The organism is Streptomyces sp. NBC_00224, from assembly GCF_041435195.1.
GTDB lineage: Bacteria > Actinomycetota > Actinomycetes > Streptomycetales > Streptomycetaceae > Streptomyces.
The window spans coordinates 1,846,270-1,860,999 of the sequence record NZ_CP108106.1; the positions used below are offsets into that span (position 1 = coordinate 1,846,270).

The window sequence follows — 14,730 nt, forward strand, 5'->3', positions numbered from 1 at the left end:
GTCGGGCGCGGGATGCGGCAGCCGAAACCCAGGGCCTGTCAGGCCGTAGGGGACGGGCTCGCGGTGAGGAGCGCCAGGCCTCGGGCCCGAGGCGATGCCCGCGAAGCCCCGAGGCCGGTCAGGCCGTGAGCGCCGGTGCCCGGGGCGAGGTGCGCAGAGGTGTGGCCAGGGCCGTGAGGGCGTGCTCCAGGGCGTGCAGATGGCGCAGGGCGGCCTCGGCGGCGGGGTGGTGGGGCTCGGCGGCCGTGGACGAGGCCGGGGCCGCCGTCGCCGCGGACGCGCGCGCCGCCGGAGTCACCAGGGCCTCCACCGCCGCCTCGACCCGGTCGCACGCCGCCGTGAGCCGGGCGTCGTGCGAGGCGGTCGGGTCGGCGGCCACGGTGGCCAGGCCGCGTACCTCGCGGGCGCAGTCGTCGAGCAGGGCGATGATCTGCCGGGCGCGCGACCTGCGGCCCTTCAGCGGGCTGAGCGGGTGGACCAGCGGCGCCAGCGCGAGGCGCACGCGGCCGAGCAGCAGCTCCAGCTCGGCGGCGTGCGGCGCGGGGTCCGCGCCGTCGTCCCCGGCGAGCCGACGGGTCGCCGCGCTGGTGCAGCCGCGTACACAGTGCAGCGCGCGCTGGATCCAGGCGTCGGTCGCCGCGTGCGTGGTGACCGGCAGGACGAGCGCGACGGCCGCCGCCGCGCCGAGGGCGCCCACCGCGGTCTCCGCGAAGCGCAGCACGAGCAGCCCGGGGTGGAGCACGCCGAGCAGCCCGTACAGCAGTCCGGCCATGACGGTGACGAAGAACATCATCAAACCGTCAATTGGAGTTTCCGCAGGTCAGGGCTATGCAACACGTCCAAGGTCAGCAAAAAGTCAGCATTCGCACGGCATCCACGCCCCGGAACTCTTCTTGTGGGTGTGCCATCAGTGACTATGGATCATATTTCGGCGGTGGCGCTTTGGGGCACGCACGCCGAAAGCCGCCTCGCCCGCGGACCGGCCACCGATAGACCCGGTCGGCCAGCACGACAACGTCCTGGCGTTCACAGATCCGGATGATCTGGTGGGTTCGTTCCGGTGACCCCTGGTCGTCTGCCGTGTCTGCCACGAGGACATTTACTACGACGGATGCCCCTCTCGGCAGAACTCGTGAGAAGAAAAGGTGCTGGAGAGCCGCAGTGCTCGGAAGTCGAGCGCCTGGTTCGGTGGGGGCATTGGAAAAGGGCCTGATCACAGGCACCTCGCTGGCCCCGCCAGATTGACACAGCGCGAGCCCCCGGGCAGCCGAGACCGAGCGCGCGAACGCCAACACATGTTCGCCGTGAACTGGCCCGACCGAACGGGGCTCGCCATCAGCACGGAGCGTCGGATGCGACCGATACCCCGGCCGCCCTGCCTGGACCGTCACCGCGTTCCGACCGCTCACAGGCGCCACGGTCTCAAGACCAAGCAGGTCGTCGCCGAAGAGTCGGTCGCGGGCCAAGTGCTGGAACTCCGCCCGGTGGTCCATCAGCCACGAGAGGTAGAACAAGCCCTGGCTGATGACCCCCGCGTCAACGCCTCGCTTGTACTCCACGATCACCGGCGCGTTTGTTCTCATCCAAGCCGAACAAGTCGGTCCGGCCCCCGTGGACCGGCCCCGTGCCGTACTCGCCCGCCAGGAAACGAACCCCCAGCCGTGTCTCCATGGGCGCCTCGACGAGGCCCTGCACATCCGCCTCGACCTGAGCAAGACGCGGCATGACCTCGGTCACGCCGCTCTTCGTCGTATGGAACAGCTTCAGGCCCGACGCCTTCCCCTCCTCGATTCAGAGATCGACAACGTCAGGCCGGTGCGCGAGGACCTTCGAAGCTGCCCGATCCTGCTCGGGCACCTCGGCTGGCGCCTGGCGTTCAAGCTCTGGTGGAGTCGGGAACCCGGGCCAGCAGAGCGCCAGCGAAATTGCCGCCTTCCCTCCCCAGTCCAGCCCAACCAAGCCATGCACCTGGAGACCGTCCTGAAGCCACAGTCCAATGTCGACCCCTCGGCCGCCACTGTCAGGAGAGCGTCAGAGCAGGTCGGTTCCGCGTATGGGGCGTGCCAACAGGGGGACAAAACAATGACGTCCTGCCTTCTCATGGGCTCATGAACGCATTGCACGTCGAGGAGTGGTGACGGCCATGGACGCGGCGCCCACGCCACGGGTCGTCGTCGGGGTCAGTGGCAGGCTGGGCAGCCTGACGGCTCTCCACCGCGCGGCCGTTGAAGCCCGGCGCATGGACGCCACGCTCTGCGCCGTACTGGCCTGGGTTCCACCCGGTGGCGAGCTCGGGCACCGCGAATCGCCCACGCTCGACCTGCTGGCCGAATGCCGGCGGATCGCGGGCGAGCAGCTGCTCAACGCCTTCGACTGCGCCTTCGGGCCGAGCGGGCCCGGGGTGCCGCTTCAGGGTCTTGTCGTACGAGGCAGGCCGGGGCCCGCGCTGGTCGAGGCCGCCGGTCGAAGCGGCGACCTGCTGGTCGTCGGCGCGGGAGCCCGCGGGCGGCTCCATCGGATGATGCGGCTCTCGGTCGCCCGGTACTGCCTGACGCACGCCACCTGTCCGGTGCTGGCCGTTCCGCCCTCACCCCTGCAGCGCGAACTCGACGCCGTGCAGCGCCGCAACTCGTGGCGACTTCACCTGGACGTAAGGGAGTTGGTGGAGTGACCTCAGCCGGTTCCCGTTAGGACGTGGCCGACGCCGGTACTTCAGGCATGACCGGCACGTGATCCGGCCCCGGGCGCAGTGTGAGAACCATGGTCATCCCGCCGCCCGGGGTGTCCTCGGCGGTGAGTGTGCCGCCCATCGCCTCGGTGAAGCCGCGTGCGACGGCGAGGCCGAGGCCAACTCCCGCGCCGCGCGGGGCATCGCCGTAGCGCTGGAACGGGGCGAAGATGCGGTCCTTGGCCTGGTCGGGGACGCCCGGGCCCTGGTCGGCGACCCGTACTTCCACCCGGTCGGCGATCGCGCTCGCCGAGACCAGGACGCGCTCGCCGTCGGGGCTGTATTTCACGGCGTTCTCGACGACGTTGGCCACCGCCCGCTCCAGCAGGCCGGGGTCGACGGCGACCATCGGCAGGTCCTCGGGAATGTCGAGGACGACGCTGTCCTCCGGGACGCCGCCGAGCGCCATGGGGATGACCTCGTCCAGGTCTATCTCGCGGATGAGCGGCGTGACGGTGCCGGTCTGGAGGCGGGACATGTCGAGGAGGTTGCCGATCAGGTGGGCCAGACGGTCGGCCCCCACCTCGATGCCGGCCAACAGCTCGGCCTCGTCGTCCTCCGACCACTCGACGTCGTCGGACCGCAGGGAGGTGACGGACGCCTTGATGGAGGCGAGCGGTGTGCGCAGGTCGTGGCTGACGGCGGCGAGCAGTGCCGTACGGATGCGGTCGCCCTCGGCGTACACGCGCGCCCGGTCCGCCTGTTCCTGGAGGCGTTGACGGTCGAGGACGACGGCGGCCTGGGCCGCGAAAGCGCCCAGGACCCGCCTGTCCTCGGCAGGCAGGATCCGGCCCGACAAGGCCAGCGCCATGCGGTCGCCGACGGGCATGTCCACGTCCGCGTCCTCCGGCCGGGACACCGGGGCCGGGCCCACACTGCCGGTGCAGGTCCACGGTTCGACCTCGCTCGCCCGCTCCAGCATGGCCACGGACTCCATGGCGAAGGTCTCCCGGACGCGTTCGAGCAGTGAGTCAAGGCTGGTCTCGCCGCGCAGCACACTGCCCGCCAGGAACGAGAGGATCTCGGATTCGGCGCGCAGGCGGGCCGCCTGATGGGTGCGGCGGGCGGCGAGGTCCACCACCGAGGCCACCGAGAGCGCCACGAGCACGAAGACCACCATGGCGACGATGTTCTTGGGGTCCGCAATCGTCAGCTCGTGGACCGGTGGTGTGAAGTACCAGTTTATGAGTACAGATCCGACCAGCGCCGAAGCCACCGCCGGCAGGAAGCCGCCGAGCAGGGCCGCGGTCACGGTCAACGACAGGTACAGCAGCATGTCGTTGGCGAGGCCGAGGTCGGTGGTGATCGTGGTCAGCAGCAGGGTCAGCAGGGCGGGGCCCACGACACCGGCCAGCCAGCCCCAGACGGTCCGGGTGCGGCCGAGCCCGGCCCGCCGCCCCGCCGGCAGGCCGCGCCCCTTGGCGGCCTCCTCGTGCGTGACGATGTGGACGTCCAGGTCGGTCCCGGAGTCGACGGCGACGGTCGCTCCGACCCCGGGGCCGAAGAGGTACTGCCAGGCTTTGCGGCGGCTCGTTCCGAGCACGATCTGGGTGGCGTTCACTCCGCGTGCGAAGTCGAGCAGGGACTGGGGCACGTCGTCGCCGACGACGTGGTGGAAGCTGCCGCCGACGTCCTCGACCAGGGTGCGCTGGACGGCCAGTTGCTTGGGCGAGGCGGAGGTGAGGCCGTCGCTGCGCGACACATACACCGCGAGGACCTCGCCGCCCGCGCCCTTCTCAGCCAGCCGGGCCGCGCGGCGGATGAGCGTGCTGCCCTCCCGGCCGCCGGTCAGCCCGACGACGATGCGCTCGCGCGAGCCCCAGATCTTCGAGACCTGGTGCTCACTGCGGTACTCCTGCAGGTACTCGTCGACCCGGTCGGCGACCCACAGCAGCGCCAACTCCCGCAGCGCGGTGAGGTTTCCGGGCCGGAAGTAGTTGGACAGGGCCGCATCGAGCTTGTCGGGCTTGTAGATGTTGCCGTGCGCCATACGGCGGCGCAGCGCCTGCGGTGACATGTCGACGAGCTCGACCTGGTCGGCCCGCCGGACCACTTCGTCGGGCACCGTCTCCTGTTGGCGAATGCCCGTTATGGACTCCACCACATCGCCCAGCGACTCCAGGTGCTGGATGTTGACGGCCGAGACCACGTCGATGCCCGCGGCCAGGAGCTCCTCGACGTCCTGCCAGCGCTTGGTGTTGCGCGAGCCGGGCACATTGGTGTGGGCCAGCTCGTCGACGAGCGCCACCTTGGGACGCCGCCGCAGCACCGCGTCCACGTCCATCTCGGTGAACACCGAGCCCCGGTATTCGATCTCCCTGCGCGGAATCTCCTCAAGGCCGTGCAGCATCACCTCGGTGCGTGGCCTGCTGTGGTGCTCGACGAACCCGACCACGCAGTCGGTGCCGCGCTCGATTCGCCGGTGTGCCTCGGACAGCATCGAGTACGTCTTGCCGACGCCGGGCGCCGCGCCGATGTAGATGCGGAGCTTGCCGCGTGCCATGGCTTCTATTCTCTGTCGTCGATGGGCAGGAGGGCAGGAGTGTAGACCGGCGGCCGGTACCGGAACGGGCGGATCACGTCTCGAACCGATAACCCATGCCCGGGGCGGTGATCAGGTATTCGGGGTGGGACGGGTCCACTTCCAGCTTCCGTCGCAACTGGGCCATGTAGACCCGCAGATAGTTGCTGTGCGTACGGAAGTTGAGCCCCCAGACCTCCTGCAGGAGATGCCGCTGGCTGACCAGCTTGCCGCGGTTGCGGACCAGGACCTCAAGGATGTGCCACTCGGTCGGGGTGAGCCGGACGTCCTCCTCGCCCCGCCGGGCCTTCTTCGCCAGGAGGTCGAGGGTGAAGTCCTTGGTCGTGACGCGGCCCGAGTCCCCCGACTGCGAGCTGGGTTCGGTACGCCGGGTCGCCGCCCGCAGCCGGGCGAGGAGTTCGTCCATGCTGAAGGGCTTCGTGATGTAGTCGTCGGCGCCCGAGTCGAGCGCCTCCACCTTCTCGTCCGAGGTGTTACGGGCGGACACCACCAGTATCGGCGCCTTGCACCAGCTCCGCAGCCGCCTGATCACTTCGATGCCGTCCATGTCGGGCAGCCCGAGATCGAGCAGAACCGCGTCCGGCGGCCACGCAGAGGCGAGCTGAAGAGCGGTGCTCCCGTCGGTCGCGGAGTCGACTTCGTACTTCCGCGCCCTCAGGTTGATCTCCAGCGCCCGTACGAGCTGTGGTTCGTCCTCGACCACCAGCACCCGGGTCATCGGTGTGCCGCCTTTCTGACGTGCTGTGCGAATACGTACGTGGGCGCTGCTGTGCGAAGGGCGGGAGCCAGCGTCAGCGCCGCTCCCGCCCTTCGCCGTAACCCGGTCACTTCTGAACTAGTTCCTTCAGCGCGATGTTGAGCTTCAGGACGTTCACCCGGGGCTCGCCGATGAAGCCGAGGATCCGGCCGGTGGTGTGGTCGTCGACGAGCTTGTCCACCTGCTTCACGGTGAGGTGGTTGACCTCGGCGACGCGGTGGATCTGGAGCTTCGCGTACGCCGGGGAGATGTCCGGGTCCAGGCCCGAGCCCGAGGAGGTGACCGCCTCGGCGGGGACGTCGGACGGCTTGACCTTGTACGTGGGCGTCGAGTTGTCCTCGACCACGGCCGCCTTGGCGTCCTTGATCTGCTGGATCAGCTTGTCGTTGTCGCCGGAGAGGTTGGTGGCACCGGAGATGATCAGGTCGTACTGGGTGTTGACGCCGTTGGCCTTGTTGGAGCCGAGGCCGTTGGAGGGGCGCGGCTGGAACCAGTGCAGGTCCGGGCGGGCCGCCTCTTCGGGGTCGGACGGGTTCTTCTTCGGCAGGTTGTAGGTCTGCCCGATGAGCTCGGAGCCGACCACCTTGCCGTTGGACTTGACCTCGGAGCCGTTCGCCTTGTCACCGAACGCGGCCTGGGCGATGCCGGTCACGACGAGCGGGTAGATGATCCCGCAGACGACGGTGAGGACCAGGAGCGCCCGCAGACCGGCGCCGATCAACCGGGCGGTGTTTCCAACTGAGTTGTTCATCGTAGGTCAGCCGATTCCGGGGATGAGGGAGATGATCAGGTCGATGAGCTTGATGCCGATGAAGGGGGCGATGAGGCCGCCGAGGCCGTAGATCCCGAGGTTGCGGCGGAGCATCTTGTCGGCGCTGGTGGGCTTGTACTGGACGCCCTTCAGGGCCAGCGGGACGAGGGCGATGATGATCAGCGCGTTGAAGATGACGGCCGAGAGGATCGCCGACTCGGGGCTGTGCAGGCTCATGATGTTGAGCTTGTCCAGGCCCGGGTAGACCACCGCGAACATCGCCGGGATGATCGCGAAGTACTTCGCCACGTCGTTGGCGATGGAGAACGTGGTCAGCGCGCCCCGGGTGATCAGCAACTGCTTGCCGATCTCCACGATCTCGATCAGCTTGGTCGGGTTGGAGTCGAGGTCGACCATGTTGCCGGCCTCCTTGGCGGCCGACGTGCCCGTGTTCATGGCCACGCCCACGTCCGCCTGGGCCAGCGCGGGGGCGTCGTTGGTGCCGTCGCCCGTCATCGCGACCAGCTTCCCGCCGGCCTGCTCACGCTTGATCAGGGCCATCTTGTCCTCGGGGGTGGCCTCGGCGAGGAAGTCGTCCACGCCCGCCTCCTCCGCTATGGCCTTGGCGGTCAGCGGGTTGTCACCCGTGATCATGACCGTCTTGATGCCCATCCGGCGCAGCTCCTCGAACCGCTCCCGCATGCCCTCCTTGACCACATCCTTCAGGTGGATCACACCCAGGATGCGAGGGCCCTTGTCGTCCTCCACGGCGACCAGGAGCGGCGTACCGCCGGCCTCGGAGATCTTGTTCGAGAGCGTGTCGGCGTCTTCGGCGACCCGGCCGCCCTGCTCCTTGACCCAGGTGATGACCGAACCGGCCGCACCCTTACGGATCTTGCGTCCGTCGACGTCGACACCGGACATCCGGGTCTGGGCGGTGAAGGCGATCCATTCCGCGCCCACGAGTTCGCCCTGGTGGCGCTCGCGCAGCCCGTACTTCTCCTTCGCCAGGACCACGATCGAGCGGCCCTCGGGGGTCTCGTCCGAGAGGGAGGAGAGCTGGGCGGCGTCGGCGACCTCGGCTTCGGTGGTGCCCTTGACCGGGACGAACTCGGATGCCTGGCGGTTGCCGAGGGTGATGGTGCCGGTCTTGTCGAGCAGGAGCGTGGAGACGTCGCCCGCAGCTTCCACCGCGCGCCCCGACATGGCCAGGACGTTGCGCTGTACGAGGCGGTCCATGCCCGCGATGCCGATCGCGGAGAGCAGCGCGCCGATCGTCGTCGGGATCAGGCACACCAACAGGGCCGCAAGGACGATCATCGACTGCTCGGCGCCCGCGTACTTCGCGAACGGCTGGAGCGTGACCACCGCCAGCAGGAACACGATCGTCAGCGAGGCGAGCAGGATGTTGAGCGCGACCTCGTTCGGCGTCTTCTGGCGCGCCGCGCCCTCGACCAGGTTGATCATCCGGTCGATGAACGTCTCGCCCGGCTTCGTCGTGATCTTGATGACCACCCGGTCAGACAGCACCTTCGTACCACCGGTCACCGCGCTCCGGTCGCCGCCCGACTCGCGGATGACGGGGGCCGATTCACCGGTGATCGCCGACTCGTCGACCGAGGCGACACCCTCGATGACGTCACCGTCGCCCGGAATGATGTCCCCCGCCTCGCACACCACCAGGTCGCCGATCCGGAGCTCGGTCCCCGGGACCTGCTCTTCCACAGAACCGTTGAGGCGGCGGGCGATGGTGTCGGTCTTGGCCTTGCGCAGGGTGTCGGCCTGCGCCTTGCCCCGGCCCTCCGCGACCGCCTCCGCCAGGTTCGCGAAGATCGTGGTCAGCCACAGCCAGCCCGCGATCGCCCAGCCAAACCAGTCGCCCGGATCCTTGATCGCAAGCACGGTCGTCAGGACCGAGCCGATCTCCACCACGAACATGACCGGCGACTTGACCATGGTCTTCGGGCTGAGCTTCTTGACCGCGTCCGGGAAGGACTTCAGGAGCTGCTTCGCGTCGAACAGGCCGCCGCCGACCTTGCCCTGGTCCTTGTGACCCGTCGGGACGTCGCTGTGCGGCGCCCGTGTCGGTGTGGCAGTGGACATGGAGCGGGGCTCCTCAGACTTCAGGTTCGTGGTCATGACGCCAGCCCCTCGGCCAGCGGTCCCAGCGCGAGCGCGGGGAAGTAGGTCAGACCGGTGACGATCAGGATCGTGCCGGTCAACAGACCGGTGAACAGCGGCTTGTTGGTGCGCAGCGTGCCCGCCGTCTCCGGGATCGGCTTCTGCTCCGCCAGCGAGCCCGCCAGCGCCAGCACGAACACCATCGGCAGGAACCGGCCGAGCAGCATCGCCAGCCCGATCGAAGTGTTGAACCACTCCGTGTTCGCGTTCAGACCCGCGAAGGCGGAGCCGTTGTTGTTGGCGCCCGAGGTGTACGCGTACAGCACCTCGGAGAAGCCGTGCGCACCCGAGTTGGTCATCGAGTCGCGCGTGGAGGGCATCGCCATCGCGACCGCCGTGAACCCCAGGACCAGGGCCGGGGTGATCAGGATGTAGCAGGCCGCGAACTTGATCTCGCGCGTGCCGATCTTCTTGCCCAGGTACTCCGGGGTGCGCCCCACCATCAGGCCCGCCAGGAACACCGCGATGATCGCCATGATCAGCATGCCGTACAGACCCGAGCCGGTACCGCCGGGCGCGATCTCGCCGAGCTGCATGCCCAGCATGGTGATACCGCCGCCGAAACCGGTCAGCGAGGAGTGGAAGCCGTCCACCGCGCCCGTGGAGGTCAGCGTGCTGGCGACCGCGAAGATCGAGGTGCCGCCGATGCCGAAGCGGGTCTCCTTGCCCTCCATCGCACCGCCGGCGATGTCGAACGCCGGTCCGTGGTGGGCGAATTCGGTCCACATCATGAGCGCGGTGAACCCGACCCAGATGGTGACCATCGTCGCCAGGATCGCGTACCCCTGCTTCACCGATCCGACCATCTTCCCGAACGTCCGGGTCAGAGCGAACGGGATCACCAGAATCAGGAAGATCTCGAAGAGGTTGGAGAAGCCATTGGGGTTCTCGAAGGGGTGGGCGGAGTTGGCGTTGAAGTAACCGCCGCCATTCGTGCCCAGCTCCTTGATCGCCTCCTGCGAAGCGACAGCGCCGCCGTTCCACTGCTGCGAGCCGCCCATGAACTGACCGACCTCATGAATACCGGCGAAGTTCTGGATCGCACCGCACGCCACGAGTACGACCGCGCCGATCACCGCGATCGGCAGCAGAATACGGACCGTGCCGCGCACCAGGTCGGACCAGAAGTTGCCGAGCTCACCGGTACGGGACCGGGCGAAGCCGCGCACCAGGGCGACCGCGACCGCGATGCCCACCGAGGCGGAGACGAAGTTCTGCACCGCCAGACCGCCGGTCTGCACGACGTGGCCCATGGCCTGCTCGCCCGAGTACGACTGCCAGTTGGTGTTCGACACGAACGACGCCGCCGTGTTGAACGCCTGGTCCGCCGGGATCGACACGAAGCCGAGCGAGCCCGGCAGGTGCCCCTGGAGGCGCTGGAGCAGATAGAGGAAGAGAACGCTCACGGCCGAGAAGGCCAGGACGCCCCGCAGATACGCGGGCCAGCGCATCTCCGTGGACGGGTTCGCGCCGATCGACTTGTAGATCCACTTCTCCACCCGGAGATGCTTCTCCGAGGAGTAGACGCGGGCCATGTAGTCGCCCAGCGGCCGGTACGCGAGCGCGAGCGCCACGAACAGGGCGAGGAGCTGGAGTACACCAGCGAGGACGGAAGACATATCGGGGCTCAGAACCTCTCCGGGTACACAAGGGCGAGGACGAGGTAACCCAGCAGGGCGACGGCCACGACGAGGCCGACGATGTTCTCGGCAGTCACAGCTTTGCCACCCCCTTGGCGATGAGCGCCACCAGCGCGAATACCGCGATCGTGGTGACGACGAAGGCCACGTCGGCCATCGTGAACTCCTGGAAGAGGTCTGAAAACGAGCGGACGCCTCAGGAAACCTGCTTATCCGGCCCTTACTCGCGTCATTGACGGGCCTCTTACGGTCACCGGCGCGTCCTTGACGACTCTCTTACGCGGCGGCGCTCTACACCCGGGGATCCATGGTCAGAGCCGCTCGCACCACTCCCAAGGCGGGCCTTCCCCGGGGCCGCTAGCGATGCATTCCAGCCACCCTCTGACCTGCTGTTTCTGGCTGGGCGGCGCCCGTCGGCCCTGCCGGTGTTCCGAGATCGCCAAGGACTTGTCAGGGGGCCGTCAATACGGCCGGGAACGCCCGGAGAGCGCCCTTCCCGTCGCCTAGATTCGCGCTCGGCCGCTCAAGACGCGGGCGTCAGCGGCGCGACCGAGCCCTGTCTTCCCCGTGGTCGCGCTCACGGCAGCGAGCACGCCGAGGTGTGTTTCGCCGAGTCCGTGGCCGTCCTGCTTGGTACCAGGGCCCGGTACCAAGCAGGGCCCTCAGCGGTTCCGCTCCCCTGCCGACTCGCCCGGCCCTCACTGACCAGAAGGCCGGGCCCTTCCGAAGGCTTCCCGATGTTTCCCGCCGCTCCCCAGCAGGCCCCGACCGTCCCTGCCCCGACGGCCCCCAGCGGGCCCCCGCCCCGGCACCCCCGGGGCCCGCGCCCACACCGGGGCGGCGGCCGCCCCGCCGGGCTGTTCGAACCCGTACAGCTTCTGAAGGCGTTCCCCGACGCCCTGCGCAAACTCCATCCGCGCGCGCTGGTCCGTACTCCGGTCCTCTTCGTCGTCGCCATCGGAGCGGCGCTGACAACGCTCTCCGCGCTCTTCCACCCCTCCGTCTTCACCTGGGTGATCAGCGTCTGGCTCTGGCTGACGGTGATCTTCGCCAACCTTGCCGAGGCGGTGGCCGAGGGGCGGGGCAAAGCGCAGGCCGAGTCCCTCAGAAAGGCCCGCACCGACACCGTGGCGCTGCGGCTGCGAGACAACTGGCGGGTCGGTACAGACCTGCGGCAGGCCCGTACCGAAGCGGTGGCGGCGACCGACCTCAAGCCGTTCGACTTCGTGCTGGTCGAGGCGGGCGAGCTGATCCCGGCGGACGGGGACGTGGTCGACGGCGTCGCGGCGGTGGACGAGTCGGCCGTCACCGGCGAGTCCGCGCCCGTCATCCGCGAGTCGGGCGGCGACCGCTCGGGCGTCACCGGCGGTACGACCGTGCTCTCGGACCGGATCGTCGTCCGCGTCACCTCCCGCCCCGGGCACTCCTTCCTGGACCGGATGATCGCGCTGGTCGAGGGCGCGGCACGGCAGAAGACCCCCAACGAGGTCGCGCTGAACATCCTGCTCGCCGCGCTCACCATCGTCTTCGTCCTGATCGTGGTCTCGCTCCAGCCGATGGCCGAGTACGCGAACGCCGCCCAGTCCACCACCGTCCTCGTCGCGCTCCTGGTGACCCTCATACCGACCACGATCGGCGCACTGCTGTCCGCGATCGGCATCGCCGGTATGGACCGGCTCGTCCAGCGCAACGTCCTCGCCATGTCGGGACGCGCGGTTGAGGCCGCCGGCGACGTCAACACCCTCCTCCTCGACAAGACCGGCACCATCACCCTCGGCAACCGGGAAGCCGCCGCGTTCATCCCGCTGCCCGGCGTCCAGGAGGCGCACCTCGCGGACGCCGCCCAGCTTGCCTCCCTCGCCGACGAGACGCCCGAGGGCCGCTCCGTCGTCGTCCTCGCCAAGAACAAATACGGCTTGCGGGAACCCAACGAGGGCGACCTCCAAGGCTCCCGGTTCGTGGAGTTCAGCGCGCAGACCCGCATGAGCGGCGTCGACCTGCGCTGGGAGAACGGCGCCGTCTCCCACATCCGCAAGGGAGCCACCGCTCAAGTCATCGAATGGGTGGAGATGTATGGGGGCCGAGTCCCCGCAGAGGCGCGTCGGTTCACCGAAGCCATCTCGGCGTCCGGCGGCACACCCCTCCTCGTGGGCGTGCACGACTGGAACGGGCCCCGGGTCCTCGGTGTCATCCACCTCAAGGACGTCGTCAAGGACGGCATCGCCGAGCGGTTCGCCGAGCTGCGCCGCATGGGCATCCGTACCGTGATGATCACCGGTGACAACCCCCTGACCGCCAAGGCCATCGCCGAGGAGGCCGGGGTCGACGACTTCCTCGCCGAAGCCACGCCCGAGGACAAGCTCGCCCTCATCAAGAAGGAGCAGGAGGGCGGCAAGCTGGTCGCGATGACGGGCGACGGCACCAACGACGCCCCGGCGCTCGCGCAGGCGGACGTGGGTGTCGCCATGAACACCGGGACGTCGGCCGCCAAGGAGGCCGGCAACATGGTCGACCTCGACTCCAACCCGACCAAACTCATCGAGATCGTCGAGATCGGCAAGCAACTCCTCATCACCCGAGGCGCGTTGACGACCTTCTCGATCACCAACGACGTGGCGAAGTACTTCGCGATCATCCCCGCGATGTTCGCCTCCGCCTATCCGGGGCTCGACCACCTGAACATCATGGGTCTGCACAGCCCGACCTCGGCAATCACTTCGGCGATCATCTTCAACGCCCTGATCATCGTGGCGCTGATCCCGCTCGCCCTGCGCGGCGTGCGCTACACCCCGGCCTCCGCCCACGACCTGCTGCGGCGCAACCTCGCCCTCTACGGGCTCGGCGGACTGGTTCTGCCGTTCCTCGGCATCAAGCTCATCGACCTCTTCGTCTCGATGATTCCCGGGCTCGGCTGACCCCGTATCAGAGGGCCGTCAAGGACTGGGCCGGTCTCTTGTGTCCGGGATCGTCCCGGAGTTGGATCAGTGTTGTGAACAGCAGTCCGCGCCATGACGACCGGCCACCGCATCCGGTGCCTCCGGTAGTGCGTGCTGTTCCCGGGCCGGCTCTGTAGAGCCGCGCCTCCCCCGCGCGTACGCCGCCGCCGTCCCAAACCCGGCGGCGTACGCGCGTCTCCGTTTCCCGCACGTCGACCGCCCCTCCCGGGGCGGCTTCGCCGTGCCCGTACCCAGGAATCCACCATGACTTCCGCATCCCTGTCCGGCCGTACCGCCCTGGTCACCGGAGCAACCTCCGGCATCGGCTACGAGACCGCGCGACAGCTCGCCGAGAGCGGCGCGACCGTCCTCGTCCACGGCCGTACCGTCGAAGAGGCCGAGGCCGCGACCGACCGCCTCATCGCGACCGCCGGTATCGACGCCACCCGCCTGTGCGCGTACGGCGCCGACTTCACCCACCTCGACGAGGTCGAGATCATGGCCCGGCGGGTCGTCGAAGCCCACCCCCACCTCGACGTCCTCGTCAACAACGCGGGCATGGCCGCCCCCGAGCGGCACACCCTCACGGCCGACGGCAACGAGATCGCCTTCCAGGTCAACTTCCTCGCCCACTACCTGCTCACCTGCCTGCTCGAACCGGCACTCACCAGCGACCCGGGCGGCCGTGTCGTCAACGTGTCGTCGTCGCTGCACCGCACCGGGAACATCCAGTGGAGCGACCCCCACCGGACCCGCCGCTACTCCCGGCTCGCCGCCTACGCCCAGTCCCAGCTGGCGCTGACGGTCTTCGCCGCGGACCCGCGGGTCACCGCGGTCTCCGTGCACCCGGGCATCTGCGACACCGCTCTGCTGCCGCTGTACGCACACGAGGGCACCCCGGCCGCCGACGGCGCAGCCCACGTCGTACGACTCTGCGACCCGGCGGTCGAGATCGTCAACGGCGCCTACTACGACCGCGCCGAGCGCGTCGACCCGGCGCCCGCCGCCACCGAGAACCGCTCGGTGCAGCGTCTCAACAAGCTCGCGTCCCTGCTCGTCGGCCACACCGCCTGAAGACCGCCTGAAGGAGAAACCCCCGCATGTCCAAGCGCGCCCGTAAGAAGAAGGCCCGCCGCAAGAAGAAGGCCAACCACGGCAGCAAAGCCACGACCTAGCCCAGCCGACGAGGCAAGGG

At 68.9% G+C, this 14,730-nt stretch carries 10 protein-coding genes and 2 pseudogenes; 4 read left to right on the forward strand and 8 right to left on the reverse strand.

Translation table 11 applies throughout. The annotated features are described in order from the left end of the window. Nucleotides 1–118: 118 nt before the first annotated feature. Nucleotides 119–793 (reverse strand): annotated as a pseudogene (locus OG965_RS08230) (FUSC family protein); the annotation flags it as partial. Between the two features lie 577 nt (nucleotides 794–1,370). Further along, a pseudogene (locus OG965_RS08235) lies at nucleotides 1,371–1,725 on the reverse strand (transporter); the annotation flags it as partial. A 418-nt stretch (nucleotides 1,726–2,143) separates the two neighbouring features. Between OG965_RS08235 and OG965_RS08240 the strand changes: the two are divergent. After that, nucleotides 2,144–2,671 (forward strand): universal stress protein, encoded by a 528-nt coding sequence (locus OG965_RS08240; protein ID WP_371650693.1) that lies wholly within the window; start codon nucleotides 2,144–2,146, stop codon nucleotides 2,669–2,671. Nucleotides 2,672–2,687: 16 nt separating this feature from the next. On the opposite strand, the gene OG965_RS08245 is transcribed toward OG965_RS08240, so the two are convergent. The 6 genes from OG965_RS08245 to kdpF form a co-directional block, all read right to left on the reverse strand. Next, nucleotides 2,688–5,231, reverse strand: a complete 2,544-nt coding sequence (locus tag OG965_RS08245) for an ATP-binding protein (protein ID WP_371650695.1) — start codon at nucleotides 5,229–5,231, stop codon at nucleotides 2,688–2,690. Nucleotides 5,232–5,304: 73 nt separating this feature from the next. Beyond that, complete coding sequence (locus OG965_RS08250; RefSeq protein ID WP_371650697.1) at nucleotides 5,305–5,988, reverse strand: response regulator; 684 nt, start codon at nucleotides 5,986–5,988, stop codon at nucleotides 5,305–5,307. Between the two features lie 106 nt (nucleotides 5,989–6,094). Next, nucleotides 6,095–6,778 (reverse strand): potassium-transporting ATPase subunit C, encoded by a 684-nt coding sequence (locus OG965_RS08255; protein ID WP_371650699.1) that lies wholly within the window; start codon nucleotides 6,776–6,778, stop codon nucleotides 6,095–6,097. Nucleotides 6,779–6,784: 6 nt separating this feature from the next. Next, on the reverse strand, nucleotides 6,785–8,881 hold the full coding sequence (gene kdpB / locus OG965_RS08260; RefSeq protein WP_371650701.1) for a potassium-transporting ATPase subunit KdpB: 2,097 nt from the start codon (nucleotides 8,879–8,881) through the stop codon (nucleotides 6,785–6,787). A gap of 32 nt (nucleotides 8,882–8,913) precedes the next feature. After that, entirely contained in the window at nucleotides 8,914–10,578 is a 1,665-nt protein-coding gene (kdpA, locus tag OG965_RS08265; protein WP_371650703.1) for a potassium-transporting ATPase subunit KdpA, read from the reverse strand. Between the two features lie 8 nt (nucleotides 10,579–10,586). Further along, nucleotides 10,587–10,676 (reverse strand): K(+)-transporting ATPase subunit F, encoded by a 90-nt coding sequence (gene kdpF, locus OG965_RS08270; protein WP_175264873.1) that lies wholly within the window; start codon nucleotides 10,674–10,676, stop codon nucleotides 10,587–10,589. Between the two features lie 660 nt (nucleotides 10,677–11,336). Between kdpF and kdpB (OG965_RS08275) the strand changes: the two genes are divergently transcribed. The 3 genes from kdpB (OG965_RS08275) to OG965_RS08285 all read left to right on the forward strand — a co-directional run bounded on the left by kdpB (OG965_RS08275) (nucleotide 11,337) and on the right by OG965_RS08285 (nucleotide 14,710). Beyond that, entirely contained in the window at nucleotides 11,337–13,514 is a 2,178-nt protein-coding gene (kdpB, locus tag OG965_RS08275) for a potassium-transporting ATPase subunit KdpB (RefSeq protein WP_371650705.1), read from the forward strand. A 285-nt stretch (nucleotides 13,515–13,799) separates the two neighbouring features. Next, nucleotides 13,800–14,609 (forward strand): SDR family NAD(P)-dependent oxidoreductase, encoded by an 810-nt coding sequence (locus tag OG965_RS08280; protein ID WP_371650707.1) that lies wholly within the window; start codon nucleotides 13,800–13,802, stop codon nucleotides 14,607–14,609. 26 nt (nucleotides 14,610–14,635) lie between these two features. After that, entirely contained in the window at nucleotides 14,636–14,710 is a 75-nt protein-coding gene (locus OG965_RS08285) for a 50S ribosomal protein bL37 (RefSeq protein WP_371656886.1), read from the forward strand. Nucleotides 14,711–14,730: the final 20 nt, after the last annotated feature.

Bases quoted from the DNA above. Each gene is read 5' to 3' on its own strand.
- kdpB (WP_371650705.1), top strand. From the start codon at position 11,337: ATGTTTCCCGCCGCTCCCCAGCAGGCCCCGACCGTCCCTGCCCCGACG.
- OG965_RS08250 (WP_371650697.1), bottom strand. From the start codon at position 5,988: ATGACCCGGGTGCTGGTGGTCGAGGACGAACCACAGCTCGTACGGGCG.
- OG965_RS08245 (WP_371650695.1), bottom strand. From the start codon at position 5,231: ATGGCACGCGGCAAGCTCCGCATCTACATCGGCGCGGCGCCCGGCGTC.
- OG965_RS08240 (WP_371650693.1), top strand. From the start codon at position 2,144: ATGGACGCGGCGCCCACGCCACGGGTCGTCGTCGGGGTCAGTGGCAGG.
- OG965_RS08255 (WP_371650699.1), bottom strand. From the start codon at position 6,778: ATGAACAACTCAGTTGGAAACACCGCCCGGTTGATCGGCGCCGGTCTG.
- kdpB (WP_371650701.1), bottom strand. From the start codon at position 8,881: ATGTCCACTGCCACACCGACACGGGCGCCGCACAGCGACGTCCCGACG.
- OG965_RS08280 (WP_371650707.1), top strand. From the start codon at position 13,800: ATGACTTCCGCATCCCTGTCCGGCCGTACCGCCCTGGTCACCGGAGCA.
- kdpA (WP_371650703.1), bottom strand. From the start codon at position 10,578: ATGTCTTCCGTCCTCGCTGGTGTACTCCAGCTCCTCGCCCTGTTCGTG.